Origin of the sequence: Streptomyces massasporeus (genome assembly GCF_014648995.1) — a bacterium.
In the GTDB taxonomy this organism is placed as follows: Bacteria; Actinomycetota; Actinomycetes; order Streptomycetales; family Streptomycetaceae; genus Streptomyces; species Streptomyces massasporeus.
The window spans coordinates 759,611-786,208 of sequence record NZ_BMSE01000002.1 but is presented as its reverse complement, the minus strand read 5'-3'; the positions used below and the strand labels follow the sequence as shown (position 1 = coordinate 786,208).

Genomic DNA, 26,598 nt, shown 5'->3' with positions numbered 1-26,598 from the left:
GCAGCTCTATCCCTCGATGTCGAGCGCGGTCCCGTACAGCCGGTCCACCTTCAGCCGGATGACGACGCGCCGCTCGTCGACCAGTTGCCGGAGGAAGGCGTCCTCGTCCTCCGGTTCGGCGCCCGCCGGGATCATCGCGAGCAGCTCCCGGCCGACCGAGTCGCCGGGGACCGCCGTGACCTCGGAGATCTCGGCCTCGCCCTCAGCGACGGCGAACGACCAGACGTCCCCGCCCTGCACGTGCAACGCCGCACGCGGACCACGGCGCAGGTGCTTGACCTTGACACGGTCGGCGGTGGTCGAGAAGCGCACCGTGCGGGACTCGGCGTCCCAGCTGTACAGCATGGTGGTGAGATGCGGGTGGCCACTGCGCTTGACGGTGGCGAACGTGCCGAACTGCTGCTTGCCGAGCAGGTCGGAGAGGGCTGCGTCGGACAGGGGACGAGGTCCCGGATTCTTCGTCATGCCGTGCTCAACACCCGTGCCCGCCAAGGCATTTCACGTCCGTCTCACAAGTTACTTGACGCACCGTCACTTTGCCGGATCCACAGCTCCCCGACAGAAAGCCTCTCTAGGGTGCCGTGCTCATGACAGATACCTCGAAGGACCACCCCGACACGTCCATCGGCCGCCGCACCGTCCTGCTGGCCACCGGCGCCACCGCGGCCGCCCTGGCCGTGGGCGCGGCAGCTCCCGGCACCGAGGCCCCTGCCGGCCGTGCCGCGACCACCCCGGTCGCCGCAGCCGTGTGCACCCTCACCAAGGAGATGACCGAAGGCCCCTACTACCTCGACGGGCAGTACATCCGCTCCGACATCCGGGAGGACAAGACCGGCATCCCACTGAAGCTGACGCTCACCGTCGTCGACGACGACACCTGCGCTCCCCTGAGCGACGCCCTGGTGGAGATCTGGCACTGTGACGCCCTCGGCGAGTACTCCGGCTTCGTGGGCAACAACGGCCACGACGAACCCGACAACGGCACGTTCCTGCGCGGCGGCGTCCTCACCAACGCCGCCGGCGTCGCGGCGATCACCACCGTCTACCCCGGCTGGTACCGGGGTCGCTGCGTGCACATCCACATCAAGGTCCACACGGACGTGACCCTGACCCCCGACGGCTCCTTCACCGGCGGCGAGGAACTCCACACCGGCCAGCTCTTCTTCGCCGAGACGATCACGGCCAAGGTCGCGGCACTCGCCGCGTACAGGGTCAACACGGTCCCGCGCACCACACTCGCCCAGGACTCCATCTACGACGAGGGCGGCGCGGCCTCGGGCCTCCTCACCCTCACGCCCCTCGGCAGCACGACGTCGGCGGGCTACGCCGGTGCGCTGACCCTGGGAGTGGAACAGGGCTGACACGGCCCACGGCCCGGAGCCCACCCGCCGCGGCGGGCTCCGGGAGCTCGTATCACCGTCGCCCGCCGAACTCCCACGCGTGCACCTCGATGGCCGCGTACCGCCCCCGGGGCAGCACGGCACGCGCCGCCTCCGGGTCGGGGGCCCGGACCAGTGCGGCCGTGCCCACCCAGACCTCACCGTCGTCGGACAGCAGGGGCCCGTAGGCGATCAGCTCGTCGCGGTCGGACGGCACTTCGAGGGCGGTTCCGGTCAAGGGCCCGAGTCCGAGCACCAGATGGCGGTCACCACCGGTCCGCCCGCCCGGAAACTCCCACATGGTCCGGCCCAGCAGGTTCCGCCAGCGGCGCAGCAGGACGTCCCGGTACGCCCCGGCCTGGTAGTTGGGCTCGTCGAAGGCGAACGCACGTGCTGCGGCGGGATCCGGCAGGTCGACGATGTGCACGCTGCCGGTGGGTGTCTCCCCGTCCTCGGCGAAGGTCGGCCCCCGGGCGATCAACTCCGCCTCGTACCGGTCCATATAGGCCCAGTGCGCCTCACCCAGCTCCTCCCGCAGTGGCAGGGAGCCGGGTCGGTCGCGGTGGTAGCAGAAGAACTCCATGGCTCATCCAACCGCAGTGGCTACCGAGTTTCATTCGCAGTGCATCGGGCTTCAGCCCGGTGGTGAAGCGAATCTCGTGACGGCGGCGCGGAGCGTCGCGGTGTCGTTCCGGCGGAGCCGGACACTGCGTCATGGGGGTGAGGCGGGGAAACGGGTGTTCCCGGCGACATCGAGTGGCACGTGTTCGTACGATCGCCGAATGCAGCTTCGGTACGCCTTTCGCCTGTACCCGGAGCCCGGTCAACCCGCCGCGTTGGCGGGGGCGTTCGGGTGTGCGCGGGTGGTGTTCAACGACGCCGTACGGGCCCGGGAGGACGCCCGCGCCGCGGGTCTGCCGTTCCCGAACGCGGCCGAGCTGTCGAAACGGCTGATCACCCGGGCCCGGCAGACGGCCGAGCGCTGCTGGCTGAGTGAGGTCTCCTCGGTGGTGCTGCAGCAGTCCTTACGGGATGTGGAGGGCGCGTACAAGAGCTTCTTCGCCTCCCACAAAGGGGAGCGCAAGGGGAAGCGGGTGGGTGTGCCGCGTTTCAAGTCACGCAAGGACACCCGGCAGTCGATCCGGTTCACCGCCAACGCCCGCTGGAAGATCACCGAGACGGGGCGGCTGTCCCTGCCGAAGATCGGTGACGTGAGGGCCAAGTGGTCGCGGGCCCTGCCCGCCGTGCCCTCCAGTGTGACGGTGATCCTGGACTCGGCGGGGCGGTATTTCGCCTCCTTCGTCATCGACACCGATTCCGATACGGACCGGGCGCGCTGGAATGAGCCGGAGCCAGACAGCGCCATCGGCATCGACCTGGGGCTCACACACTTCGCGGTCCTCTCCGACGGGACGAAAATCTGTTCCCCGCGGTTTCTGCGCCGCGCGGAGAAGAAGCTGATGAAGGCCCAGCGGGAGCTGTCCCGCAAACAGAAGGGATCGAAGAACCGGGCCAAGGCCCGCTCGAAGGTCGCCCGTGCTCACGCGGCCGTGGCTGACGCGCGCAAGGAGTTTCACCACCAGCTCTCCACTCAGTTGATTCGCGAGAACCAAGCGGTCGCGGTGGAGGATCTGGCGGTCTCGGGACTGGCGCGCACCTGGCTGGCGAAGAGTGTGCATGACGCGGGCTGGTCGCAGTTCGTGGCCATGCTTCAGTACAAGGCACAGCGGTACGGGCGGGCCTTCGTCCAGATCGGCCGGTTCGAGCCCACCAGCCAGGTGTGCTCCACCTGCGGGCATCGGGACGGACCCAAACCCCTGCACGTACGGGAATGGACCTGCCCCGCCTGCGGCACCCTCCACGACCGCGACCACAACGCCGCGATCAACGTCAAACAGGCCGCCGGACTGGCGGCATCGGCCTGCGGAGCGCCGGTAAGACCGGGACTCGTCCCGGCACAGCGCGAAGAAACAGGAAGCCATGGAACCCCCACCCGAACCTGTGCCGCGTAGCGACACGGCAACAGGTGAGGACGGCCAAAATCCTCGGGCTTCAGCCCGAGGAGCATGTCAATCTCGTGTCTCCCGTCGTCGTGACCACAGGAGAGCAGACCGTGCGCAGCGCCGCCGTAACCCCCGAAGGCGACCAGATCCGCTGGGTCGAACTGCCAGGACAGGAGCCGCCGCGCGTCTACGTGCACGGACTGGGCGCCACATCGCCCCCCTACTTCACCGAGGCCGCGGTCCATCCGCTGCTCGCCGGGCACCGGTCGCTGCTGGTCGACCTGTTGGGCCACGGCATCAGCGACCGTCCTACGTCCTTCGACTACACGCTCGAATCGCATGCCGACGCGCTCGCCGGCGCCCTGACCGCCGCGGGGGTTTCGGGCGCCGAGGTGATCGCGCACAGCATGGGCGGCTCGGTGGCGATCGTCCTGGCGGCCCGCCACCCCCACCTGGTCTCCCGGCTGGTGCTCATCGACGCCAACCTCGACCCGATCCCGCGCACGCCCGGCTCCCCGGGCAGCAGCGGCATCGCCGCCTACTCCGAGGAGGAGTTCGTGTCGGGCGGCGGCTGGGAGGAGGTCCGCGACCGGGTCGGTGCCCACTGGTGGTCCACGATGCGTCTGGCCGGCCGCGAGGCCCTGCACCGCAGCGCGTTCCATCTGACGCGCGGCACGCAGCCCACGATGCGGGAGCTGTTGCTGGAGCTGGAGACCCCCCGGACCTTCCTGCTTCCCGAGGCGGACGGGCCGCTCCCCGGCTCCGACGCCCTCGGCGAGGCGGGTGTGTCCGTCGTCGCGATCCCCGACTGCGGCCACAACATCATGCTGGACAACCCGGAGGCCTTCGCGCAGGCCACCGCGGCGGCGCTGACACCCCGGGGCTGACCGGCCCTCGCCGCATCGTCCACGCAGGAACACGAGGGGCGGCCTCACCGGACCACCGGCCCGGTGAGGCCGCCCCCGTTCACACCGTCACGACTTCTTCGGGCACTCCTTCCACGCCAGGTGGTACACCGTGCTGATGTCCCCGTCCGTGGAGTCCATCGTCATGAAGCTGACCTTGTCGGCCGACTGGGTGCCGGCGTTGACGCGGATCTCGGTGTTGATGTTGAAGTTGCGCTGGACTCCGCAGGGTGCGTAGACCAGCTGGGCCCAGTCGGTCTCGTCGGTGGCCTGCCAGTTGTCGTTGAGGGGGCCGCTGAAGGGGTGGTTCTTGTACACCGTGCTGGGCGAGCCCTGGAAGTAGTACGAGGCCCGCTGACTGGCGCTCGCGCCCCGCTGGAGTGAGGCGAATCCCCGGTAGTCCGCGCTCGCGATGGCGTAGGTGAAGCCGCCGGGGACGTGGACCTTCAGGTTGAGCTGGCAGTTCCTGCGGAACGCGGTCGGGTCGGAGCTTCCGCCGGCCTGGGCGAGGTAGTCGCTGTAGGTCACCGTGAAGGCGGTGTTGTCCTCGGAGACGGCGACCGCTGCGGTGCCCTGCGGGCAGCCGGAGCCGTTCACCGTGGCGACCTGGATGATGATCTTGTCCGGGGGCGGGTCGTCGAACCCGGAGGACGGGGTTTGTGCGGGAAGTGCGCTGGTGAGGAGCGCGGCTACCGCACCGCTCAGGAGCAGGCCACCGGCCATGGTTCTCCCATCGGTTCGTGGGGGGTGGATCGTGACAGAGGCGGATCATGTGCATGTCAAAGCGACAGGCGTACGCGCCCCCGACCTGTGACCATTCCATGAAGGGGATGTGAAGAGCGGGAGCGGTCGCATCGTACGCAGCGCGGCAGGGGTGGGCCAGGTCGCTCTCCGGCCATTCACACTGGCGGGAATTCACTGGGATACCGGCAGGCACATAGGGTGCGTTGCACCAGTGCGTCAGACCGAGGACATCCCGAGGACGGAATGAGGATCACGCACAGCGCCGCGCACGGCCGCAGCCCCTCAGGGGTTCTCCCAGGCCGCCGGTTCCGCCGCCAGCCGCTCCACCGGCTCCGGCAGCGCCCCGGCCGCGAGGTCGGCGATCGTCACGCCCTCCAGGATCCTGCGCACATTGGCCCGCAGGGCGATCCACAGCGGCAGCAGCGGCTCGGCGGTGCCGGAGTAGGCGAGACCGGTCGGCCGTTCGCCGCGCACCGAGACGATCGGCCCGTCGACGGCCCGGATCACGTCCGCGACCGTGATCTCCGCGGCCTCCCGGGCCAGCCGGTATCCGCCGCCCCCGCCACGCCGGCTGTCGACGACCCCGCCGCGCCGCAGATCCCCGAGGATCCCCTCCAGGAACTTGTGGGGGATGTCCTGCGCGGTGGCGACGGCCTCCGCCTTGACCGGCCCCTCCCCCTGCCGGACGGCCAGCTCCACGACCGCTCGTACCGCGTAGTCCGCTCGTGCCGAGATCCTCATAGGACCATTGTCCCCGTGACCCTGTAGACATTGAGCACACGCACCGCGCACCACAGCGAGCACACGCACCTCGCACGACGACCACACGCACCACGCACCACGTATCGCAAGGCACAACAGGAGGCGCTCCCTTGGAGCTCAGCAGGCGTACCTTCCACGCTCTGGCCGGCACGGCGGCGCTCGGCTTCGCGCTGACCGGCAGCGGGTCGCCCACCTCCGCCAACCCGGCACGCACCGCGCCCACCGGCCCACCGCCACCGGTGCCGAGCGCGGACGGCCGGCCGCACGAGATCGGCTTCGACCACTACTCGCTGCTGGTCGACGGCCGCCGTCTGGTGCTCTGGTCGGGCGAGATGCATCCCTTCCGGCTGCCGAGCCCGTCGCTGTGGCGGGACGTGCTGGAGAAGATGCGGGCCCACGGCTACAACGCCGTCAGCGTGTACGTCGCCTGGAACCACCACTCCCCCGCCCCCGGCCGCTACGACTTCACCGGCGTGCGCGACCTGGACCTGTTCCTGCGGACGGCCGCCGAGGCGGGGCTGTACGTGATCCTGCGGCCCGGGCCGTACATCAACGCGGAGGTCGACGCCGGCGGCTTCCCGGGCTGGCTGACCGCCACCGAGGGCCGGGCCCGGACCTCCGACCCGACGTATCTGCGCTATGTCGACGAGTGGCTGACCGCCGTCAACGCCGTCGTCGCCAAACGCCTGTTCACGCAGGGCACGGGCACGGTCCTGCTCTACCAGATCGAGAACGAGTACGACGCGCACGTCGACGAGCCGTCCGGGCGCGCCTACATGTCGTACCTGTACGAGAAGGTCCGCGCCGACGGCATCGACGTACCGCTGTTCCACAACGACAAGGGGCCGGGCGGCCACTGGACCCCGGGGTCGTTCGGCACCGGCGGGGAGAAGGGGCGCTGGCTGTACGGGTTCGACGGATACCCGGAGCCGGACCGGGTGCCGCCCGACTGGGGGCTCTTCGGGAGCGGCGGCGCGACGGGCGGGGCCACGGCCAGTCCGAAGACGCCCGGGTTCGTGCCCGAGTTCGGCGGGGGCTGGTTCGATCCGTGGGGCGGGTCGGCGTTCGACGGCAAGGGGTACGCCGAGGCGCGCCGGACCCGGGACGCGGCGTACGAGCGGCGCTTCCACCTCACCAACCTCGCCAACGGCATCACCCTGCACAACGTCTACATGACCTTCGGCGGCACCTCCTGGGGCTGGCTGCCCGCGCCGGCCGTCTACACCTCGTACGACTACGGCGCCGCGTTCGACGAGGCCCGCAACGCCACCCCGAAGCTCGCGCCGATGCACCAGACCGGGCAGTTGCTGCGGTTCGTGTCCGACCTCGCCAAGCTGCACCGGGCGAAGCCGGTGCGCGCGACCGACGAGCGGATCAAGGTCTACCACCTGACCAACCCCGACACCGGGGCCCACTTCTACGTCCTGCGCAACGACTCCGCCGAGGCGGTCTCCGTGACGTTGCCGGACGCCGGGATCGACGTGCCGGTCATGGTCCCCGCGCGGGACGCCAAGCTGATCGCCGCCGATCTGAGGCTCGGGAAGCGGACGCTGGTGCACGCCACCGTGCAGCCGATGCTGAGCCTGACCGCCGGGCGGCAGGACATCGCCGTGTTCGCGGGCCGCCGGGGCGATCTCGCGCAGGTCGTGCTGGAGTGCCCCGACGAGCCGACTCCCATGCGGCTGGACGCGGAGCCCGCGTGGTCCTGGAACCTCAACAAGCTGAACATCACCGCACCGCTCGGCGCGGGCGGGCTGAGCCGGGTGCGGGTCGAGGGCGACGGGGTGGACACCCCGATGCTGGTGCTGTTCGCCGACGACGCCACCGCGCTGCGGCTGTGGCCCCACGAGACCCCGTCCGGCCCGCTCCTCGTCTACGGCCCCGCCCTGCTGCGCTCGGCGGAGCTGCGCGACTCCACGGTCCACCTCACCGGCGACACCACCGGGCAGACCGGCCTGGAGGTGTGGGGGCCGCGCGGGATCACCCACGTCACCTGGAACGGGCGCCCGGTCGCGACCCGGATCAGCGCCTCCGGCAGCCTGCTGGCGCTGCGGCCGCTGCCCGGGGTGACCCGGCCGTCCCTGCCCGCCCTCGACGGCTGGCGGCGCCGGGCCGGGAACCCGGAATCCGAGCCGGACTTCGACGACTCGGACTGGACGACGGCCGACAAGGAGACGACCTTCAGCACCACGCCCGTGCCCGACGGGCAGCCCGTCCTGTTCGCGGACGACTACGGCTTCCACTACGGCGACGTCTGGTACCGGGGCGAGTGGAACGACGAGAACGGCATCGAGTCCGTGTCCCTCGCTTACAGCACGGGCACCCAGGGCCTGCTCATGGCCTGGCTGGACGGCGAGCCGCTGGGCACGCACCGCATGCCGGTCCCCGGCAAGGAGCGGGCGCGGCAGGGGACATGGACCGCGAAGGCCGGCTTCGACCTGCCGGAGAAGCTGCGGGAGAGGCTCCGTGAGGCGCGGGACGGGAAGCGTGACCGGCATGTGCTCTCGGTGCTCGTGCGGCGGATGCAGCACGACATGGACGGCAAGGCCCTCGACACGCACAAGGCCGCGCGGGGTCTGACCGCCGTCACCTTCGAGGGCGGCTCCCCCGAGGTGACGTGGCGTATCCAGGGCGCTTCCGCGCCCGATCCCGTGCGCGGGCCGATGAACACCGGCGGGCTGCACGGGGAGCGCGAGGGCTGGCATCTGCCCGAGTTCGACGACGGGGACTGGAAGGACGCCGAGCTCCCCCGGGCCGACCGGCGGCAGGGCGTCACCTGGTACCGGACGGACTTCCGGCTGGACGTCGCCCCGGGTGTCGACGCCTCGATCGGGCTCGTCCTCGACGACGACCCGGGCCGGGCCTACCGCGTCCAGATCTTCCTCAACGGCTGGAACATGGGCCAGTACATCAACGACGTGGGCCCGCAGCACACCTTCGTGCTGCCCAACGGGATCCTGCGCACACGGGGTGCCAACACACTGGCGCTGGCGGTGTTGTCCGACGGGACCACACCGTCCGGGCCCGGGGACGTCCGGCTGACGCTGTTGGGCGCGGCGGCCGGAGGGGTGCCCGTGAAACCGGTGTGACCGGATCGGGCCGTACCCTTGCCTTGCCTTGTCCGGGACGCTGGTTCACCGTGTGGGCCCTTCAGGGCTTCCGGCAGGGAGGGGAACATCGTGCGAAGACGGCGTTTCATCAGCGGATTAGGCGCTGTGGCCGGGGCCGGGCTCGGCTCGGCGCGGGGCGGGACGGCCTGGGCGGCTCCCGGCCCGGTCGGTGAGGCTCGTGAGTGGCAGGCCGTCACGGCCCCCGAGGCCACCCCCGCGGCGCAGTTGCGCCGGGTGGCGGCCTCGGGCCCCGGCCTCGCCTGGGCCGTGGGCGAGGAGGGCCGCAACGGCGGCGTACGGGGGATGGCACTCGCCCTCGTGTGGGACGGCGCGGCCTGGCAGCGCACCAGCCCTGACTTCAGCGGCTACCTGGGCTCGGTCGCCGCCGCGTCCGACGGATCCGCCTGGGCCGTCGGCTCCGACACCTCCGGCACCGCCCGGCTCCTCGCATGGGACGGACTGACCTGGCGGGAGACCGACTACCCCGGGCGCGGGGCGACCGGGACCACCCTGGCCGCCGTCACGACCGGCCCCCGGGGCCACGTCTGGGTCTCCGGCCGGAACAGCGACGGCTCGGTGCTGCTGCACGGCCACCGGGGCAAGTGGACCTGGCTGGAGGCGCCCCCGGCGACGACCACCACCCCGCCCTACGGCATCCACCGCGCGCTCTGCGGCGACATCTGGGTCTACGGCGGCGAACTCGTCGCCCGCTGGGACGGAGAGGCCTGGACCGTGCTGCCGTCACCCGGCGGCATACGCGCCGGGTTCACCGGGCTGCTTCCGGTCGCCCGCGACGACATCTGGCTGACGGGCTACGACTACGGCATCGGCGGCCCGCCCGGCAAGCCTCCGGGCGTCCTGCTGCTGCGCGGTGACGGCGGCGCTTGGGAGTACGTCAAGGCGCCGTTCGGCGTCGGCATGCTGTCCGGCATCGTCGCCGACGCGCAGGGACGGCCCGACCGGATCGCCGGCTGGGACTTCTGGGACCAGACCCGGGCCCACTACCTGCGCTGGGACGGCACGGCCTGGGTGAGCGAGCGGGGGCCGGTGGCCGCGACCCCCGTCTTCATGAACGCCCTGGCGAAGGTGCCGGGCTCGGACGGCTACTGGGCGGTCGGGACGACCTCGACCTCGGCGTCCTCGACCGCCCTGCCGCACATCGAACGCTGACCGGGGCCGTCACGCCAGGCGGATCACGTTCCAGGACAGCGGCTCCAGGACGGCGCTGAGCGTACCGCCCTGGAGAGCCGTGCCGTCGACCGTGTGCGGGGCGACCCGCTCGGGGTCGTCGAGGGTGTTGCGGGCGTCGGGGTCGGCGTCCGCGAGGGCGCTGTGCTCGACGACCCGTGTGAGGTCGAGGCCGCTCAGGGCGACGTCGAGGGGCAGGGCGTCGGTGCGGCTGCGGTTGACGGCGAAGACGGTGACGGTGCCGTCCTCGGCACGCACGGCGGTGGCGTGCAGCAGGTCCGTCTCGCCGTACTTCTTCGTCTCGTGCTTCGGCGAGTCCACGCGGACGTCGAGGACCTGGCCGCGGCCGTACGTGCTCGCCTGCGCGAACGGGAAGAACGTGGTCTGGCGCCAGGCGGGGCCGCCCGGCTCGGTCATGATCGGCGCGATGACGTTGACGAGCTGGGCGAGGCAGGCGACCGTGACACGGTCGGCGTGCCGGAGCAGGGCGATGAGGAGCGAGCCGAAGACGACCGCGTCCATGACGCTGTAGTTGTCCTCCAGGAGGCGCGGGGCCTCGGCCCAGTCCCGCGCGCCGGAGTTCTCGATCTCGTGCCACTGCGACATGTACCAGACGTTCCACTCGTCGAAGGAGAGGTTGATCTTCTTCTTCGACTTCAGCTTCGCGCCGATGTGGTCGGCGGTGGCGACCACGTTCTCGATGAAGGACTCCATGTCGACGGCGGAGGCCAGGAAGGAGTCGAGGTCGCCGTCCTCGGGCTGGTAGTAGGCGTGCAGGGAGATGTAGTCGACGAGGTCGTACGTCTCCTCCAGGACCGTCGCCTCCCACGCGGCGAAGGTCGGCATGGACTGGCTGGAGGAGCCGCAGGCGACGAGTTCGACGCCCGGGTCGATCTGGCGCATCGCGCGGGCGGTCTCGGCGGCGGTCCGGCCGTACTCCTGGGCGGTCTTGTGGCCGGTCTGCCAGGGGCCGTCCATCTCGTTGCCCAGGCACCACAGGGTGATGCCGAAGGGGTCCTTGTCGCCGTGCGCGGCACGGAGGTCGGACAGGGCCGTGCCGGCGGGGTGGTTGGCGTACTCCTGGAGTTCGAGGGCCTCGGCGACGCCCCGGGTGCCGAGGTTGAGGGCCATCATGGGCTCGGCCCGGGGGCCGATCTTCTTCAGGAAGGCGATGTACTCGGAGAGGCCGAAGCGGTTGGTCTCGGTGGAGCGCCAGGCGAGGTCGAGGCGGCGGGGGCGGTCCTCGACCGGGCCGACCGAGTCCTCCCACTTGTAGCCGGAGACGAAGTTGCCGCCGGGGTAGCGGATGGCGGTGACGCCGAGTTCCTTGACGAGGTCCAGGACGTCCTGGCGGAGGCCTGCCGCGTCCGCGGTGGGGTGGCCGGGTTCGAAGATGCCGGTGTAGACGCAGCGGCCGAGGTGTTCCACGAAGCTGCCGAAGAGGCGGGGGTTGACCTCGCCGACCGTGAATGCGGGGTCGAGGGTGAAGCGGGCCTTGTGCATGTTCGCCTTTCGGGGTGGGTGGTTCGTCTTTCGTGGGCGGCTGCGGGTGGGTCGTGGCTTGTCGCGCCCACGCGGCGGAGCCGCACATTGAGCGCACATTGAGCACAGCCCCGCGCCCCTTGGGGGCGCGGGGAACTGCGCGAGCAACCACGACGGCGCGGCAGCCGAAATCATCACTGGCCTGCCAGGCCTGTGTGCGCTACGCCCGCCACGATCTGCCTCTGGAAGAAGACGAAGACGATGATCAGCGGCAGGCCCGCCATCAGGCCGCCGGCCATGAGCTGGGCCCATTGGATGCCGTAGGAGTTCATGACGGTCGCGATGCCGTTCGGCATGGTCATCAGGTCGGGGTTGTTGGTCACCATGTACGGCCAGAGGAAGTTGTTCCACGAGGCGATGAAGGTGAAGATGCCGACCGCGGCGAGGGAGGGGCGGGAGAGCGGGAGGACGATGGTGAAGAAGACCCGCCAGCGGCCCGCGCCGTCGATGAACGCGGCCTCCTCCAGCTCCCGCGGGATGCCCTGGAAGAACTTGTAGAGGATGTAGACCATCGCGGCGGGCGCGCACTGCGGCAGGATCATGCCCCAGTAGGTGTCGACCATCCCCATCTGCTGGACCGTGGTGAACAGCGGCACGCCGAGCACGGCGGGCGAGATCATCAGGCCCGCCATGACCAGGCCCATCAGGACGTTCTTGCCGCGGAACTCGGTGCGGGCGAAGCCGTAGCCGGCGAGGGCGCTGACGAGGAGCACCACGGACGTCACGCAGACCGAGACGACCAGGGAGTTCACGAACCAGTTGGTGATGTTGCCGGACTCGAACAGGGCCTTCCAGGCCTGGCCCGTCCAGTCCTTCGGGAGCCAGTGCGCCGGGACCTGGACCGCCTCGGTCTCGGACTTGAGCGAGGTGAACAGGCCCCAGGCGAAAGGGGCGAGGAAGATGACGGAGACGGCGGCGCCGAGGAGGGTCAGGACGATCTGACTCGGGGTCCACGGCTTGCGGGGCTGTGCGGCCGTGCTCATCGGGTGGTCTCCTTGACGTTGCGCAGCAGCCACATCCGCGCGAGGGCGACGGCCGCGATGATCACGAAGAAGATGACGGAGATCGCGGAGGCGTAGCCCACGCGGTAGCTGGTGAAGCCCTCTTCGAGGGTGTACTGCACGAAGGTGCGGGTCGATCCCTCGGGTCCGGGGAGGAAGTCCATCATCACGACGGCCTGGTCGAAGATCTGGAGCGAGGCGAGGACCTGGAGGGCGATGACCAGGCCGGTGATGGTGCGCAGCATCGGCAGGGTGATGTGGACCGTGCGGTGCCAGGCGTTCGCGCCGTCCAGTCTGGCGGCCTCGTAGAGGTGGTCCGGGATGCCCTGGAGGGCGGCGAGGTAGAGCAGGAAGCTGAAGCCGACGGTCCACCACAGGGTGGTGATGACGATGGCGAGCATCGCGTAGGACTTGTCGGTCAGCCAGGGCGTCTGCAGGCCGAAGACGTGGTCGATCATGCCGGTGCCGGGGTTGAACAGCCACTGCCACAGGTTGGCCGCGACGGTGGACGGCAGCAGGAACGGGGCGAAGAAGCAGAGCCGCCACAGCCACTTGCCGCGTTCGATGTGGTGGGCGAGCATCGCGAGGAGGAAGGCGAGGACGGTGATGCAGGGGACGACCAGGAGCGTGAAGTACGCGCTGTGGCCGAGGGAGTCCCACACCAGGGGGTCGTCCAGGGCCTCACGGTAGTTGTCGAGGCCGACGAAGCTCGCGCCCTCGCCCGTGATGTTGGCGTCGGTGAAGCTGAGGTAGACGCCGCGCAGCAGCGGCCAGATCACGAACACGGCGAAGAGCAGCAGGAACGGGGCGACGAACCAGCCGCCGTGCTGGAAGCCCTGTTTGCGGCGGAGGGTGGCACTGCCGGCGGCGGTCCTCGCGCGTGCGGGTGCGGCGAGGGTGTGGGCGCTGGTCGCCATCAGACGGCACCTCCTTCTGCGGCGGTCTTCCCGTCCATGGGGTTCTTCGTGGCGAGGAGCTGGGTGAGCGCCCTCTTCATGCGGTCGGCCGCGGTCTCCGGCTTGGCGGAGCCCATCGTCGAGGAGACCACGAGGGGGCCGACGCGCTGGGCGAGGATGCCGGTGGAGCCCGCGAACCACACCTTGGGCTCGGTGGCCTGGTGGTCCATGGCGGAGACGTACTCGCTCTGCGGGTCCAGCTTCTTGTACGCCGCCGTGGACAGGGTGGGGGTGTACGCGGGGATGTGGCCGCCGGCCGCCCACTGCCGGGCGTGCTGGACGACGTAGGCGGCGAGCCGGTGGGCGGCCTCGTTGGCGGCGCCGCCGCGGTCGGACTGGTGCGGCAGGACGAAGGCGTGGGACTCGGCGTGGGTGGCCTGCTTGCCGAAGACGGGCGGCAGGGGGGTCGCTCCGTAGTCGAGCTTCGCTCCGGAGTAGACCGGGACCGACCAGTTGCCCTCCCAGACGAAAGGGGAGCCGTTGATGAACTGTTCGGCGCTCGCGAGGCCTCCGAAGCCCGGGTCGGAGTACCCGTCGGTGACGTGCCGGCGCAGGAACCGAAGGACCTGGACGGCCTTGTCGGTGTCGAAGGTGACCTCGGTGTCGGCGGCGTTGAACCAGGTGCCGCCGAGCTGGGTGTAGAAGGCGACGAAGAACCACCACTGGAAGTTCTGGTCGGCGTTCCACATGCCGATGGTCTGAAGCCCCTTCTTCGTGGCCCGCTTGGCCTCCTTCAGGACGTCGAACCACTCGTCGGTGGAGGTGACGGGCACGATCCGGCCGTCGTCGCCGAGCAGCCCCGCCTTCTTCAGGACGTCCTTGCGGTAGAAGCAGAGCTGGACGTGGATGTCGAGCGGGAGGGCGTAGAGCTTGCCGTCGATGACGCCGCGCTTCCACAGGGTGGGGTTGTAGTCCTGCTCCCGGACGCCGTACTTGGCGAGCAGGCCGACGTCCCAGGGGTCGAGGAGGCGGCCGGGTGCGAAGCCGGTGACGCGGCCGAGGTGCATGACGCCGAGGTCGGGGGCGCGGTTGCCCGCCGCCGCCATGGCGAGTTTGGTGTAGAAGGGGCTGCCCCACTGGAGGGTGGAGTCCTTGACGGCGATGTCCGGGTTGGCCTCACGGAAGGCGTCCAGCATCGCGATCATGTTGGAGCCGTCGCCGCCGCTGAAGAGGTTCCAGTAGCGCACCCGGGTGTCGGCGTCGGAGGCGAGTGCGTCGGCGCCGGTGCCGAGCGCGGCGAAGCCGAAGCTGCTCGCGACGAAGAGGCCGCCGAGCCCGCCCAGAAGCTGCCTGCGGTTCAGGTCAGGTCGTCCCATGCCCTGCCCTTACGATCGATGATCAGAAACCGTTCGGTATTTCGGATGGCGCTCGTTACTTCGAACGGGACCGTAAATTCGAAGCGCTTGCGCGTCAATGGTCCGGCCAGATTTCGGACAGGACGTTCCGGGCAGGAACGGTCGTTCCGCGTTGAACATCGGACGTCGGATCGCATGACGCGCACACTTTCGGGCGCGTAGTCTCGGACGCGCCGGCAGGGCCGTCGTCGGTCGACGGGCCGGCGGTGAGAAGGGGGAGCGATGGACATCGCGGGCGCGCGGATCAGGGCCGCCCGAGTCACCGCCGCGCTCAGGCGCCCACGCAGTGGCTCAGCCCTGCGCGGCCTGGCCGCCGAGCTCGCCACCGCGGTCCGGGCGAGACCCCGCTACCCCACCGACGTACGGTCGCTGTGCCGGGCGCTGTGCGAGGAGATGAGCTCCCGGCGCGGCGGACGGCCCGTCGAGCTCCGCTTCGAACGCTTCCCGGACGAGATCGAAGTGACCGGCCTGTGGGTGGAGTTCCAGGACTTCGACCTCGTCATCGTCGAGGAACGGGCCGAGGCCGTGCAGCAACTGGTCATACTCGGGCACGAGCTGTGGCATCTGCACGCGGGGCACCGCCATCACCCGGGGGCGGGTGCGGCGGCGGCCGACGCGTTCGCCGACCGGCCGGGGTGGGAGGACATCGCGCTGACCGTGGCCGCCCGCAACGGCTCCCGGGAACGGGACGAGTCCGAGGCCGACGCCTTCGGACATCAACTGGCGGCGCGCTGCCGGGCACTGCTGCCGGGCGGACGCGGACCGGACGTACCCCTCGAACCCCTGCAGCGGTCACTGGGCTACCGGGGACCGCGAGGAGGTGCGGCCCCGTGACGACGGTGGCGCTCACCCCGGCCGAGTTCGTCAACCAGTTCTATCCGAACTTCTGGTGGATCCCCGCGGGGGTCCTCGCCGCCGCCCTGGCCATCAAGCTGCCGAGCATCATCCGGCTCTGGAAGGACCCGCTGCTGCGCGCGGTCGGCGGGCTGCTGCTGCTCGCCTGCGCGGTGTTCGTCTTCGTGGCGCCGTCGACGATCGCCCGGGTCAACCGGCTCACCGGGGTCGCGAACTTCTCCGGCCCCTGGGTCTACTCGCTGCTCACCGCGTTCTGCGCCTCCTGCCTGCTGCTGATCATCTCCTGGCGCAACGGCCTGTCCGACCGCTCGGACCACACCCGGCGCGCGATGCGGGGGGTCGTGGTGGTCTATGCGAGTGTGATCGTCGCGATGTGGGTGCTGTTCGCTCTCGCGGACGTACCGGAGGAGCGGCTGCGGGATCTCGACACGTACTACGCGAACACCCCGTTCATGCGCGAGATGATCGTGCTCTACCTGCTCGCGCACACCCTGGCCGCACTGGTCACCAACGGGCTGATCTGGAACTGGGTGCGCACGGACGGGCTCGACTCGCTGCTGCGCTGGGGGCTGAAGTTCCTCGGCGTGGGCTACGCGGCGCAGTTGTTCTTCGACGCCGCCAAGATCAGTGCCGTGGTGGCCCGTTGGGCCGGGCGGAACGTGGACTGGCTGAGCACGGCCGTCGCCCCGCCGCTCGCCTGCCTGTCCGCCGTGCTCATCGCGGTCGGCTTCATCCTCCCGCACGCCGGGCAGTACCTGCACGGCCGCTGGCACGTCCGGCTCGCCCTCCACGAACTGCGGCCGCTGTACCTGCTGATGAAGACGGTCAACGGCGCAGGGGTCCCGTTCCTGCTGCGTGCGACGCCGGAACTGCGGCTGGTGCGCCGGGAGACGTTCATCCGCGACGTGCTGCTGCCGCTCGCCCGGCACATCGACGAGGACCGGCGCGAACGGTTCCACCATGCCGCCCTCGCCCTCGGCCACCCGCCCGACCTGGCGAAGGCACTCGCAGCCACCGCGGCGATCCTGGACGCGGTCGACGCCAGGAACCGGACCGGGGAGGACGCGGGCACCGGTGCCCGCGACACCACGGACCTGCTGCGCGAGATCGGCGCCGTGTCCCGGGTGCTGCGCCGCCCGGAGGACCTCCGGGCGATCCGCGCCCTGGCCCATGACACCACGGACGGCAAGTCGCTCACCGGCTGAACCGCACAGGGGGGCCGCGGGCACGGTACGTGAAGGTACGGTGAGAGCCGTCCGGAGCGGGGCCCGCATGGCTCGAAACCGGTGCCGGCGGAGGGTGTTGTGCGCTGCGCGGCTGTGGCCGGACGACGGGGAATGCCCGCAGGGCAAAGGAGCCTTCATGGCTGAGTGCGAGGAGTCGCATGTCGCGTAGAGCAGTCGTCATCGGTGCGGGTCTGGCCGGAATGCTGGCCGCGGCGGCGCTGTCCGCCGTCGCGGACGAGGTGGTCGTGCTCGACCGCGACGATCTGCCCGAGGGGCCGGAGCACCGCAAGGGCCTGCCGCAGGGACGTCACGCGCATCTCCTCATGGCCGGCGGACTGGCCCCCATGGAGGAACTGGTGCCGGGCGTGAGCATGCGCAAGCACCTGCTCGCCGCGGGCGCGCACGAGATACCGCTCGGCTCGGGCATGGTCGCCCTCACGCCCGAGGGCTGGTTGCGGCGCTGGCGTCACCCCGGGCCGCGGATGCTGACCTGCACCCGGGCCCTGCTCGACTGGGCGGTGCGGGGCGCCGTGCTGGACAACACCACGGTGGTGATCCGCAAGGCGCGGGTGCTGGAGCTGACGGGGTCGCGGCAGCGTGTGACCGGAGTGCGCCTGTCGACCGCCGCCGGAGAGGAGGACCTCGCCGCCGACTTCGTGGTGGACGCGAGCGGACGCGGCTCTCGGATCGTGCACTGGCTGGCGCGACTGGGCGTCGACGACGTGCGCGAGAAGACGGTGGACGCCGGCCTGGTGAACGCCACCCGTCTCTACCGCACTCCCGAGGGGGCCGGGCGTTTCCCCCTGACCATGGTGCAGGCCGATCCGTATCGGGGACGGCCCGGCCGCAGCGGCATGGTGCTGCCGATCGAGGGGGACCGCTGGATGGTCAGCCTCGCCGGCACGCGGGGCGGCGGCGAACCGCCGTCCGACCCGGACGCGTTCCTCCGGTACACCCTGGACCTGCCCGACCCCATCGTGGGCCGGCTGATCTCCGGCGCGGAACCGCTCACCGAGGTCCACGTCAGCCGCAGCACCAGCAATCACCGCCGGTACCTGGAGAAGGTCCGCTCCTGGCCCGACCGCCTCGTGGTCCTCGGTGACGCGCTGGCCACGTTCAACCCCGCCTACGGACAGGGCATGTCGGTGGCCGCGCTGGGCGCCCGGGAGCTGGACCGCGAGCTGCGGCGGTCCGGACTCGGCGAGCCCGGGCTCGCGCGGCGTGTGCAACTGCGGGCGGCCAGACCGGTGGAGGCCGCGTGGACGATGGCGGTGAGCCAGGACGTCTGGTACCCCGGGACGCGCGGGGGCTCGCCCGGGGTCGCCGACCGCCTGGTCACCGCCTACACCCGCCGCATGATCCGCACGGCGACCGGCTCGTACACGGCGGCGTCGGCGCTCTGGGACGTGATGAGCATGACGACGCCTCCGACGCGGCTGCTACGGCCCTCGACCGTGCTGGCGACGCTGAGCGGGCCGCCGTTGCCGGCGGCGGTGGGGGCGCCGCTGACGGAGGACGAGCGGACGGTCCTGCGGCGGCTGGACCGCACGGGACGCTGAGGCCGGGACCGGGGCTGGGGCCGGCGTGTCCGTCCGGGGTCCGCGCTCCGTCGGCGTACGCGCCTGCGGGCGTCTCGGGGACCCGGCCGCCCTCGCCCCGCCCTGCCTCACATCAGCCCGCGAACGGCGGGTGCGCCAGTCCCTTCCCCGCCCCGGGCACCACGAACAGGGACCCCGCGAGCGCGGGCGGCTCGGTGAGCCCCACGCGAGCCGTGGTGATGTACAGATCGCTCAGGTGGGCCCCGCCGAAGGCGCAGGCCGTGACCAGGGGCACCGGCAGCTCGATCACCCGGTCCAGCTCACCGTCGGGGGTGTACCGCCGCACCGCAGACCCCTGCCACAGGGCGACCCACACGCACCCCTCGGCGTCCACGGTCAGCCCGTCCGGGAAGCCCGCGCTCTCCTCGATCTCGGCGAGGGTCCGCCGCCCGGTGATCCGCCCGTCCGCGTGGTCGAAGACGTCGACCCGCCGGGTCGGGGAGTCGATGTAGTACATGAGGCGCCCGTCGGGGCTCCACCCCGTGCCGTTGCTGACGGCCACGTCGTCGAGCACCACGTCGACCGAGCCGTCCCCGGTGACGCGGGACAGCGTCCCGCCGCCCGGTGCCTCGTCGTAGCGCATCGTGCCCGTCCACAGGGTGCCGTCGGGTGCGACGGCGGCGTCGTTGGCCCGGCGGCCGGGGACCCGCTCGTGGTGGAGCCAGCGGAAGCCGCCGTCGGGGTCGAGGAGGCCGATCCCGTCACGCAGGTTCAGCACCAGCCCGCCGCCGGCGCGCGGCTTGACGGCGCCGATGTGCTGTTCCGTGCGGCGTACGGCGCGGCGTCCGGTGGCCGGGTCGTAGGTGTGCAGGCGGGAGCCGAGGATGTCGATCCACAGGAGACGGCCGGTCGCCGCGTCCCAGGTGGGTCCCTCGCCGAGCTCGGCCTCGGCACGCACCGCGACCTCGTACGACGTGGTCATGCCACGCCCCGGTGCCCGAGGTGCTCGGACAGCTCGGCGGCGCCCTTGGCGGCGAGTTGCTCCAGCTCGGCCCGGCGCTCCTCGCTCCAGCGGATCATGGGCACGGAGATCGACAGGGCGGCGACGACCTGCCCGGTGCGGTCGCGGACCGGCGCGGCCACGCAGGACACGTCGGGGTTGGACTCGCGGTTCTCCACGGCGAGGCCCCGCTCACGGATCTCGGCCAGGGCCTCGCGCAGGGCGGCCGGGTCGGTGATGCTGTTGGGGGTCATCGCGACCAGCTCGGCGCTGTCGGGGATGCGCGCGGTGAGCTCCGGCTCGGGAAGGGAGGCCAGCAGCATCTTGCCGACGGACGTGCAGTGGGCGGGCAGCCTGCGGCCTGCCGCCGACACCATCCGCACGGCGTGCGTGGAGTCGACCTTGGCGATGTAGATGACGTCCGTGTCCTCGAGGATCGCCACGTGCACGGTCTCGTCGCAGGTCTCGGCGACGGTCCGGGCGACCTGCTGGCCCTCGGCCGCGAGGTCGAGCTGCTCGGAGTAGCGCGCACCGAGCTGGTAGGGGCGCACGCCGAGCCGGTAGCGTCCGGGCTGGCCGGGCATCGGAACGATGTACTTCCGGGCGGCGAGCGTGGTCACCAGCTCGTGCACGGTGGTGCGCGGCAGCTGGAGCCGGCGCACGATGTCGGGGGCGGAGAGCGTCCCGTCCCCGTCGAGAAAGAGCTCGAGAATGTCGAGAGCCCGGGTCACGGCTGGTACGAGGCGTCCCACGACCGGCACCCTCCCTAAATGTCTCAGGCGCCTGCGTTCGAGATTTCAACAGGCGATCGGCATGACGAACACAGGCTAGCCATAGAGGAATGCCCGGGCAATGGGCAGAGTCCCGTGGGCGGAAACCCCCGAGCACCCCACGTGCGCGTGGTGTGCACATTAAAGTGCCGTGTGTGCGACACGTCACAGGTGTCGCAGAGGTGGGGGGATTTCTGTGCGTGACATGACCATGGGCTCGAACGTGTCCTTAGCGGCCCTGAGCGAGAACGTAGGCTCCGCGATCGTGAGTCTGGGCTGGTCCGACCCGACCGGGGAGGGCGACGCCGATGTGTCCGTCCTGCTGCTGGACGGAAGCGGCAAGGTACGCAGCGATGCCGACTTCTACTTCTACAACAACCCGGTGGCCGCCGACGGCAGCGTGCAACTGCTCGGCAAGGAGCCGACGGGAGAAGGCAGCGAGGACCGGATCAGCTTCGACCTGACCGCGGTCCCTGCCGAGGTGGAGCGCATCGTCGTGGCCGCGAGCCGCTACGAGGGGGCGCGCTTCGGCGAGCTGGACGATCTGAAGGTGACGCTGGCCGACGCCGTGGGCGAGAGTCTCCTGCGGTTCGTCATCGAGGACGCCGGCCAGGTGAGCGCGATCATCTTCGGTGAGCTGTACCGGCGAGGCGAGGAGTGGAAGTTCCGGGCCGTCGGCCAGGGGTACGAGAGCGGACTGGCCGGACTCGCGACGGACTTTGGTGTCGACATCGAGGACGACGAGGCGGAGTCCGGGACGGAGGCCGCGCGGGAACCCACCGTCGTGGCGCCCGCCGCACCGCCGCAGGCGACGCTGGAGGCGGTCCCCGCACCCCGCCCACCGGCCGGGGAGGAGGCCGCGCCGAGGAAGCGGGCGGCCCGGCCCCGGACGGCGAAGAGGAAGGCCGCACCGCCCAAGGCACCGGTGAAGAGCCTGGCGGAGAACGAGTCCTGGAGACAGGCCCGGCTCTTTCCGGTGTCGGCGCTCAAGAACGACCGGGACCGGGAGACGCGGGCCACCTCGGTGCTGTTGTCGGTGATGGCCCAGGTGCCGCGGTTCGGCAGACGCGTCACCGCGCCCTTCGGTGCGCCGTCCGGCCGCATGGAGACGTTCACCGAGGTCTCCCTGCCGCACGGGGACACACCCAGGCGCCCGGACGGGGTGATCCGCGTCGAGCGCGCAGGCAAGCTGTGGACGGCGCTCGTCGAGACCAAGACCAACGGCAACCCTCTGAAGTCCGACCAGGTGCAGGCCTACATGGACATCGCGGCCCGGCGTGGCTACGAAGCCGTGATCACCCTGTCGAACGACGTGGCACTCGAGGGCAGCCCGCTGGTCGACGTGAAGACCGACCGGCGGCGCAAGCACCAGGTCGCGCTCTGGCACCTGTCCTGGGCCGAAGTGGCCCACCAGGCCCAGATGCTGATCCGGCACGAGGGCGTCGGCAACGCGGCGCGCACCTGGTTGCTCCAGGATCTGCTGCACTACCTCCAGCACGACAACTCCGGTTGCCACGGCTTCCAGAACATGGGCGCGGCATGGGTGCCCGTGCGCAACGGGATCAACGACGAGACCCTCTGCCAGGGCGACCCCCGTGCTCTGGAGGTCGTGGAGAGCTGGGAGCGACTCATCCGGCAGGTGTGCTTGCGGCTCGGGGGCGAGCTCGGGCAGAAGGTGCTGCCCGCCCAGCGCACCCGGCGCGGCACGGATCCCGGGGCCCGACGGGCCCGGCTGGCCGACCAGCTGTGCCGGGAAGGCCGGCTCCAGGCCGAGCTGCGTGTCGAGGGGGCGCCCGGACTGCTCACCATCAGCGCCGATCTGCGGACCGCCAAACTGCGCACGTCCGTGGAGGTCCCGGCACCCGAGCAGGGGTATCCGCTGACCTGGGCCAAGCGGCTGGTCCGTCGTCTCGCCGAGGCTCCGGCGGATCTGCACGTCGAGACTCTGGTGGAGGGCGCGGCGGGCGGCCCGCGGGGCACGCTGGAGCGGCTGCGCCCCGAACCGGCGGATCTGCTCCCCAAGGACGACTCGAACCGCATCACCGGTTTCCGGCTGTCTCTCTTCAAGGGCATGGGAAGCGGTCGCGGCAGCGCGGAGTCCGGGTTCATCCGCAGTGTCGACGACGCCGTGCACCGCTTCTACACCTCGGTGGTGGTCCACCTCGACGCTCCCGCCTCCGGGCGGACGGCGGCGAAGGAGCGGGTCGCGGTGTGACACCCGGGCGGCGGGCCTCACCGGGCACGCCGCTCCCGCATCACTCCCAGCTCCCCGCGCAACCGCTGGGCCCGCAGCACCAGTTCCAGTTCGAAGCGGCGGTCGGGGTCGTCGATCTCGTCGCCCCACAGTTCGCGGATCTGGCGCAGGCGGTAGCGGACGGTCTGGGGGTGGACGCCGAGGCGAGTGGCGACCTCGGGGGCGCCGCCGCGGGTCTCCAGCCAGGCCAGGAGGGTTTCGGCGAGGCGGCGGCCGTGGGTGGGGCCGCAGTGGGTCAGGGGGGCCAGGCACCTGAGGGCCAGGTCGTCGATGAGTTCCTCGGGCTGGAGGAGGACCAGGGCCTCGGTGTGCTCGGTGCAGTAGAGGACCTCGCCGGAGGGGAGGAGGCCGCGTTCCATCAGGCGGACCGCCGCCTCCGCCCAGCGCAGGGACTTCGCCGCGTCGGTGAGCGGCACCGGCGGGCCGATCGCGCCGGACCAGCCGGCCAGGGCCCGGTAGACGAGCTCGGGGCGGCCCGCCGCGTCCGGCTCGGGCACGACCATGCGGGGCTGCTCGTACTCCATGTCGAGCAGGACGCCCTGGCCGACCGCGGGGGCCATCGCCTCACGGGCCGGGCGGAGCAGCACGCCCACCGCGACCTTCGCCGGTAAGGGCCAGCCGATGCGGGCGGCGCGTTCGGTCAGGGCCTCGGCCGGGTCGCCGCGGTGGTGCTCGGCGAGCAGCAGCTCCATCAGGCGGCGTTGCAGGCGCAGGCGTTCCCCGGCCTGGCGGGCCGCCGCCTCGGCGTAGCCGCGTACCGACTGGTCGACCAGGCCGTCCAGGTACTCGTAGCCCGCGTCGACGAGTTCGTACATCGCCGGGGGCGGGATCTCCACACGCTGGCCGATGTCGGCGAAGCGGCGCCAGGCCAGGCGTACGCCCATGCGGTAGATGGCCTGGAGGGAGTCGAGGGAGCGGCCGTCTCTGCCCTCGCCGCGGCCGAAGTCCTGGAAGACGCCGGGCGGGACGGTCGGGCGGCCCTCCGCGTGCTCCAGGTGCTGTACGAACACCTCGATGGCGCGGCGGATGCCGACCAGGGCCATCGGCTCGCCGGAGTCGTCGAGGACGACGGGCAGATGCGGGTACTCGCGCTGGATCTCGCAGAGGATCTCCTCGGCGAGCGCGGGTGCCTCGGCCATGGCGATCGCGGCGAACCGGCGCACCTGGAAGCGCGGTACGTCGTGCCAGGCCGAGCGGGTCGTGACGGCTGCGGTGCGGGCGGCCGTCACCGTCAACTCCCCTGGCCGTCTTGCTCGTACGTGATCAGGGGGGTGTTCGGTTGGTCGGGTGTGGCTTCGAGCACTGCGACCACGCCGAGGGCGGCGCCCACGGCGAGGGCGGCGCCGAGCGCGACGGTCAGCGCGGCAGCGAGCAGTCTGGACATCGCAGGGTCAGCCTCTCTGTCCGGATTCGTCCGGAGAACATCCGGAGGTTTTCCCCACCCCGGCATCCCGTCCCTGCCTGTCGCGCCCAGTCTCGACAAGCATTGACACCCCGTCAAGAGCGGCCTACGGTTCCCGGCCCAACCGCACGCGCCGTTTCCTCCGCCGTGTCGGCCCTCTCGTACGTCGAGCCGTCCCAAGCCACTGGAGTGCCCGGATGCGCCGTACAACCTCTCCCTTTTCCCTGGTCCTGCTGGGTCTCGGCACGTTCCTGCTGGTGCTGGCGCCCCTGCTCGCCTGGTACGTGGAGCCGCGTGCCGCGGTGAACCCGATCGACATCGACACCACCGCCGTCTACACCGGCCGGGGCAGCGTCTTCGACACTGACCGGATCGAGACGGTGCCCGACCGGACGATCACCGTGACCCAGCGGGTGCGGGGCAACGTCGAGGACAGCGAACGCAGCGGCAACGCGATCTGGGACGTGACGACCACGGTCGACACCGACAAGTCGCTGCCGGCCGCCGATCCGCACGACGCGCTGGACTTCGTGCCGCACCGCTGGGTGATGGACCGGAAGACCACGCGGCCGGTGCACTGCTGCGGGGAGAAGCCGTACATCGAGGGCGAGGCGTATCTGAAGTTCCCCTTCGACGTGCAGAAACGCTCCTACCAGTGGTGGGACAACACCCTCGGCGACACGGTGGTGCTGCGCTACCGCGGCACCGCGAAGGTCCAGGGGTACACCGGCTACAAGTTCACCGGCTCCGTGCCGCCGGCCAGGACCGGCACGCGCATGGTCCCCGGCAGCCTCGTCGACCAGCCGAACCGGCCGCAGGTGCTGGCCGAGGAGTGGTACTCCAACCACGGCTTCGAGCTGGTCGTGGACCAGGCGACGGGCCGGGTGATCTACGCGCAGACCGGCCCGAGGCGAACCCTGCGGGCGCCGGGCGGCAAGAAGGACGCGGCGGTGCTGCTGGACAGCCCGAAGGTCTCGTTCACGACCGCGACCCAGAAGGAGGCCGTGCGGCAGGCGAAGCGGGACAGCGGGCAGCTGCGGATGGTGGGCACGACACTGCCGATCGGGGCGGCGGTGGGCGGCTTCGTGCTCGCGGTGGTGGGTGGCGTTCTCGTGGCGCGCGGGCGGAAGGAGCCGGAGAACCCCGTTCCGGCCGATACGTCCGGAACGCCCCAGCCCACTCTCACGAAGTGATGTGACGTCAGCTCTAACAAAGCCCGAAATTGTCACGTCGGTGAGTAGCCGTGGCGAACGTCCGGGCGAAAACTGTCCAACCCCACCCCAGCACATCCCGTCCACACTCCCCTCCCAGGAAGAGCTCAGGCTCCCCACGAGCCGACCCCTCAGTGACGACCCCACCCCCCACGTTTTCCCCACGCTGAGTTCCGCACCCCGAGACGAGTTGGAGCACCCATGCCCCAGCACGTACCCTCCACTCCCCCACTCTCGGCTGCGCTCGAGCGGGGGGACCCCCACCGCGCCGCGTCCCCCAGCGCGCAGCACCCCCCGGCGCTCCCCCCACATCCGCGCCGGATCGTCTTCCTCGCCCATCGTGATCTGGACAACCCGTCCGCCGGCGGCTCCGAGCTGCTGGTCGACAAGCTCGCCGACGGCCTGACCCGCCTGGGCCACCAGGTGACCCTGCTGTGCGGGGGGCCCGCGGCCTTCCGCGACTACCGGGTCGTCTCGGCGGGCGGCCCGTACGGGCACTACCTGCGCGCACGGTCGGCCTTCGCCCGCCGGGTCGGCGACTGCGACCTGCTGGTCGAGGTGTGCAACGGCATGCCGTACCTGGCGCCGCTGTGGCATCAGGGACCCACGCTGACCCTGGTCAACCACGTCCACACGGACCTGTGGAAGATGCGCTTCGGCGGGCCGCTGGCACCGGCGGCACGGATCGGCCGAAGACTCGAGCACTGGGCACTGGCCGGGGCGCAGCAGCGGAACCTGCTCGTCGCCGTGTCCTCCTCGACCGCCCACGCGCTGCGCGCGATCGGGGTCGAGCGGGACCGGATCAGGGTCGTGCACAACGGGGTCGAGGAGCCGGGCCCGCGGGCCGACCGCTCGGCCGAGCCGCTGTTCGTCGCCGTGGGGCGGCTGGTCGAGTACAAGCGCATCGATCTGCTGCTGCGGCTCTGGGAGCGGGTGCGGCCGGTGACCGGAGGCCGGCTGGTGATCGTCGGAGACGGGCCCGAACGGGAACGTCTCGAACGGCTCGCCGGTCCCGGTGTGGAGTTCACCGGGTATGTGACGGAAGCCGAGAAGCACCGGCTGCTGTGCGCGGCCTGGCTGTTGCTGCACCCCTCCGCCGTGGAGGGGTGGGGCCTGGTCGTGACGGAGGCCGCGGCCCGCGAGACGCCGAGCGTGGCCTTCGACGTGCCGGGCCTGAAGGACTCCGTGGTGGACGGTGAGACCGGCGTTCTCGCCCGCGGCGAGTCGTCGTTCGCCGCGGCCTGGTGTGCGCTTGCCCTGGCCGGGCGGGAAAGGGAGTTGATGGGGAAGGCGGCGCGCGAGCGTGCGGCGCAGTTCCGGTGGGACCGGACTGTGCGGGCGTTTCGGGTCGTCGCCGCGGAGGCGGTGAGGGGCTGGGGGCCTTGAGGCGGCGTGCG

General features: G+C 71.2%; 23 protein-coding genes. 11 read left to right on the top strand and 12 right to left on the bottom strand.

From position 1 onward, the window contains the following. Positions 1–6: 6 nt before the first annotated feature. The gene (locus IE153_RS08345; protein ID WP_189589088.1) at positions 7–465 is read right to left on the bottom strand and encodes a pyridoxamine 5'-phosphate oxidase family protein; all 459 of its coding nucleotides are present in this window, start codon (positions 463–465) and stop codon (positions 7–9) included. 122 nt (positions 466–587) lie between these two features. Here IE153_RS08345 and IE153_RS08340 point away from each other — a divergent pair, with 122 nt between their 5' ends. Next, positions 588–1,361 carry an intradiol ring-cleavage dioxygenase gene (locus tag IE153_RS08340; protein WP_189589087.1) on the top strand — a complete coding sequence of 258 codons (774 nt, stop codon included), beginning with the start codon at positions 588–590 and terminating at the stop codon, positions 1,359–1,361. Positions 1,362–1,413: 52 nt separating this feature from the next. Here IE153_RS08340 and IE153_RS08335 read toward each other — a convergent pair whose 3' ends face one another. After that, the gene (locus tag IE153_RS08335) at positions 1,414–1,962 is read right to left on the bottom strand and encodes a YciI family protein (protein WP_189589086.1); all 549 of its coding nucleotides are present in this window, start codon (positions 1,960–1,962) and stop codon (positions 1,414–1,416) included. A 199-nt stretch (positions 1,963–2,161) separates the two neighbouring features. On the opposite strand from IE153_RS08335, the gene IE153_RS08330 reads away from it, so the two are divergent. Next, on the top strand, positions 2,162–3,391 hold the full coding sequence (locus IE153_RS08330; RefSeq protein ID WP_189589085.1) for an RNA-guided endonuclease InsQ/TnpB family protein: 1,230 nt from the start codon (positions 2,162–2,164) through the stop codon (positions 3,389–3,391). Between the two features lie 101 nt (positions 3,392–3,492). Continuing rightward, positions 3,493–4,269 (top strand): alpha/beta fold hydrolase, encoded by a 777-nt coding sequence (locus IE153_RS08325; protein ID WP_189589270.1) that lies wholly within the window; start codon positions 3,493–3,495, stop codon positions 4,267–4,269. Positions 4,270–4,356: 87 nt separating this feature from the next. Here the strand turns inward: IE153_RS08325 and IE153_RS08320 are convergent, their stop codons facing one another. Together IE153_RS08320 and IE153_RS08315 are read right to left on the bottom strand one after the other, a co-directional pair. Then, positions 4,357–5,010, bottom strand: coding sequence for a DUF4360 domain-containing protein (locus tag IE153_RS08320; RefSeq protein ID WP_189589084.1), 654 nt, complete (start codon positions 5,008–5,010; stop codon positions 4,357–4,359). Positions 5,011–5,313: 303 nt separating this feature from the next. Continuing rightward, positions 5,314–5,772, bottom strand: coding sequence for an RrF2 family transcriptional regulator (locus IE153_RS08315; protein ID WP_020272842.1), 459 nt, complete (start codon positions 5,770–5,772; stop codon positions 5,314–5,316). A gap of 131 nt (positions 5,773–5,903) precedes the next feature. Between IE153_RS08315 and IE153_RS08310 the strand changes: the two genes are divergently transcribed. After that, positions 5,904–8,882 (top strand): glycoside hydrolase family 35 protein, encoded by a 2,979-nt coding sequence (locus IE153_RS08310; protein ID WP_189589083.1) that lies wholly within the window; start codon positions 5,904–5,906, stop codon positions 8,880–8,882. 126 nt (positions 8,883–9,008) lie between these two features. Continuing rightward, a complete protein-coding gene (locus tag IE153_RS08305; RefSeq protein ID WP_189589082.1) occupies positions 9,009–10,073 on the top strand; it encodes an NHL repeat-containing protein in 1,065 nt (354 codons plus the stop codon). 9 nt (positions 10,074–10,082) lie between these two features. On the opposite strand, the gene arfA is transcribed toward IE153_RS08305, so the two are convergent. From arfA to IE153_RS08285, 4 genes are all read right to left on the bottom strand, one after another. Then, positions 10,083–11,594, bottom strand: coding sequence for an arabinosylfuranosidase ArfA (gene arfA / locus IE153_RS08300; protein ID WP_189589081.1), 1,512 nt, complete (start codon positions 11,592–11,594; stop codon positions 10,083–10,085). Positions 11,595–11,767: 173 nt separating this feature from the next. After that, on the bottom strand, positions 11,768–12,616 hold the full coding sequence (locus IE153_RS08295; RefSeq protein ID WP_189589080.1) for a carbohydrate ABC transporter permease: 849 nt from the start codon (positions 12,614–12,616) through the stop codon (positions 11,768–11,770). Then, complete coding sequence (locus IE153_RS08290) at positions 12,613–13,551, bottom strand: carbohydrate ABC transporter permease (RefSeq protein WP_189589079.1); 939 nt, start codon at positions 13,549–13,551, stop codon at positions 12,613–12,615. The genes IE153_RS08295 and IE153_RS08290 overlap by 4 nt, the downstream gene beginning before the upstream one ends. Beyond that, a complete protein-coding gene (locus IE153_RS08285; protein ID WP_189589078.1) occupies positions 13,551–14,906 on the bottom strand; it encodes an extracellular solute-binding protein in 1,356 nt (451 codons plus the stop codon). Before IE153_RS08285 ends, IE153_RS08290 begins: the two co-directional genes overlap by 1 nt. A 261-nt stretch (positions 14,907–15,167) precedes the next feature. Here IE153_RS08285 and IE153_RS08280 point away from each other — a divergent pair, with 261 nt between their 5' ends. The 3 genes from IE153_RS08280 to IE153_RS08270 all read left to right on the top strand — a co-directional run bounded on the left by IE153_RS08280 (position 15,168) and on the right by IE153_RS08270 (position 18,585). Then, entirely contained in the window at positions 15,168–15,779 is a 612-nt protein-coding gene (locus IE153_RS08280; protein ID WP_189589077.1) for a toxin-antitoxin system, toxin component family protein, read from the top strand. Beyond that, entirely contained in the window at positions 15,776–17,005 is a 1,230-nt protein-coding gene (locus IE153_RS08275) for a DUF6545 domain-containing protein (RefSeq protein ID WP_189589076.1), read from the top strand. The genes IE153_RS08280 and IE153_RS08275 overlap by 4 nt, the downstream gene beginning before the upstream one ends. Before the next feature lie 179 nt (positions 17,006–17,184). Next, on the top strand, positions 17,185–18,585 hold the full coding sequence (locus tag IE153_RS08270) for an NAD(P)/FAD-dependent oxidoreductase (protein ID WP_189589075.1): 1,401 nt from the start codon (positions 17,185–17,187) through the stop codon (positions 18,583–18,585). 112 nt (positions 18,586–18,697) lie between these two features. Here the strand turns inward: IE153_RS08270 and IE153_RS08265 are convergent, their stop codons facing one another. Beyond that, positions 18,698–19,546, bottom strand: coding sequence for an SMP-30/gluconolactonase/LRE family protein (locus tag IE153_RS08265; protein WP_189589074.1), 849 nt, complete (start codon positions 19,544–19,546; stop codon positions 18,698–18,700). Next, positions 19,543–20,316 (bottom strand): IclR family transcriptional regulator, encoded by a 774-nt coding sequence (locus IE153_RS08260; RefSeq protein WP_189589073.1) that lies wholly within the window; start codon positions 20,314–20,316, stop codon positions 19,543–19,545. Before IE153_RS08260 ends, IE153_RS08265 begins: the two co-directional genes overlap by 4 nt. A gap of 223 nt (positions 20,317–20,539) precedes the next feature. On the opposite strand from IE153_RS08260, the gene IE153_RS08255 reads away from it, so the two are divergent. Then, the gene (locus tag IE153_RS08255) at positions 20,540–22,549 is read left to right on the top strand and encodes a TerD family protein (RefSeq protein WP_189589072.1); all 2,010 of its coding nucleotides are present in this window, start codon (positions 20,540–20,542) and stop codon (positions 22,547–22,549) included. A 17-nt stretch (positions 22,550–22,566) separates the two neighbouring features. Here the strand turns inward: IE153_RS08255 and IE153_RS08250 are convergent, their stop codons facing one another. Together IE153_RS08250 and IE153_RS08245 are read right to left on the bottom strand one after the other, a co-directional pair. Further along, positions 22,567–23,817: a PucR family transcriptional regulator gene (locus IE153_RS08250; protein ID WP_189589071.1), complete on the bottom strand. Its 1,251-nt coding sequence runs from the start codon at positions 23,815–23,817 to the stop codon at positions 22,567–22,569. A 2-nt stretch (positions 23,818–23,819) separates the two neighbouring features. Next, positions 23,820–23,972, bottom strand: a complete 153-nt coding sequence (locus tag IE153_RS08245) for a hypothetical protein (RefSeq protein WP_189589070.1) — start codon at positions 23,970–23,972, stop codon at positions 23,820–23,822. Positions 23,973–24,187: 215 nt separating this feature from the next. Between IE153_RS08245 and pgfA the strand changes: the two genes are divergently transcribed. Together pgfA and IE153_RS08235 are read left to right on the top strand one after the other, a co-directional pair. Beyond that, the gene (gene pgfA / locus IE153_RS08240; RefSeq protein WP_189589069.1) at positions 24,188–25,183 is read left to right on the top strand and encodes a cell envelope lipid trafficking protein PgfA; all 996 of its coding nucleotides are present in this window, start codon (positions 24,188–24,190) and stop codon (positions 25,181–25,183) included. Positions 25,184–25,402: 219 nt separating this feature from the next. Next, on the top strand, positions 25,403–26,587 hold the full coding sequence (locus IE153_RS08235; protein ID WP_189589068.1) for a glycosyltransferase family 4 protein: 1,185 nt from the start codon (positions 25,403–25,405) through the stop codon (positions 26,585–26,587). Positions 26,588–26,598: the final 11 nt, after the last annotated feature.

What these genes read in the sequence shown, in the direction of transcription:
- IE153_RS08345 (WP_189589088.1), bottom strand. Translation starts at nt 465, where the DNA reads ATGACGAAGAATCCGGGACCTCGTCCCCTGTCCGACGCAGCCCTCTCC.
- IE153_RS08340 (WP_189589087.1), top strand. Translation starts at nt 588, where the DNA reads ATGACAGATACCTCGAAGGACCACCCCGACACGTCCATCGGCCGCCGC.
- IE153_RS08335 (WP_189589086.1), bottom strand. Translation starts at nt 1,962, where the DNA reads ATGGAGTTCTTCTGCTACCACCGCGACCGACCCGGCTCCCTGCCACTG.
- IE153_RS08330 (WP_189589085.1), top strand. Translation starts at nt 2,162, where the DNA reads ATGCAGCTTCGGTACGCCTTTCGCCTGTACCCGGAGCCCGGTCAACCC.
- IE153_RS08320 (WP_189589084.1), bottom strand. Translation starts at nt 5,010, where the DNA reads ATGGCCGGTGGCCTGCTCCTGAGCGGTGCGGTAGCCGCGCTCCTCACC.
- IE153_RS08315 (WP_020272842.1), bottom strand. Translation starts at nt 5,772, where the DNA reads ATGAGGATCTCGGCACGAGCGGACTACGCGGTACGAGCGGTCGTGGAG.
- arfA (WP_189589081.1), bottom strand. Translation starts at nt 11,594, where the DNA reads ATGCACAAGGCCCGCTTCACCCTCGACCCCGCATTCACGGTCGGCGAG.
- IE153_RS08295 (WP_189589080.1), bottom strand. Translation starts at nt 12,616, where the DNA reads ATGAGCACGGCCGCACAGCCCCGCAAGCCGTGGACCCCGAGTCAGATC.
- IE153_RS08290 (WP_189589079.1), bottom strand. Translation starts at nt 13,551, where the DNA reads ATGGCGACCAGCGCCCACACCCTCGCCGCACCCGCACGCGCGAGGACC.
- IE153_RS08285 (WP_189589078.1), bottom strand. Translation starts at nt 14,906, where the DNA reads ATGGGACGACCTGACCTGAACCGCAGGCAGCTTCTGGGCGGGCTCGGC.
- IE153_RS08280 (WP_189589077.1), top strand. Translation starts at nt 15,168, where the DNA reads ATGGACATCGCGGGCGCGCGGATCAGGGCCGCCCGAGTCACCGCCGCG.
- IE153_RS08270 (WP_189589075.1), top strand. Translation starts at nt 17,185, where the DNA reads ATGTCGCGTAGAGCAGTCGTCATCGGTGCGGGTCTGGCCGGAATGCTG.
- IE153_RS08265 (WP_189589074.1), bottom strand. Translation starts at nt 19,546, where the DNA reads ATGACCACGTCGTACGAGGTCGCGGTGCGTGCCGAGGCCGAGCTCGGC.
- IE153_RS08255 (WP_189589072.1), top strand. Translation starts at nt 20,540, where the DNA reads ATGACCATGGGCTCGAACGTGTCCTTAGCGGCCCTGAGCGAGAACGTA.
- IE153_RS08245 (WP_189589070.1), bottom strand. Translation starts at nt 23,972, where the DNA reads ATGTCCAGACTGCTCGCTGCCGCGCTGACCGTCGCGCTCGGCGCCGCC.
- pgfA (WP_189589069.1), top strand. Translation starts at nt 24,188, where the DNA reads ATGCGCCGTACAACCTCTCCCTTTTCCCTGGTCCTGCTGGGTCTCGGC.
- IE153_RS08235 (WP_189589068.1), top strand. Translation starts at nt 25,403, where the DNA reads ATGCCCCAGCACGTACCCTCCACTCCCCCACTCTCGGCTGCGCTCGAG.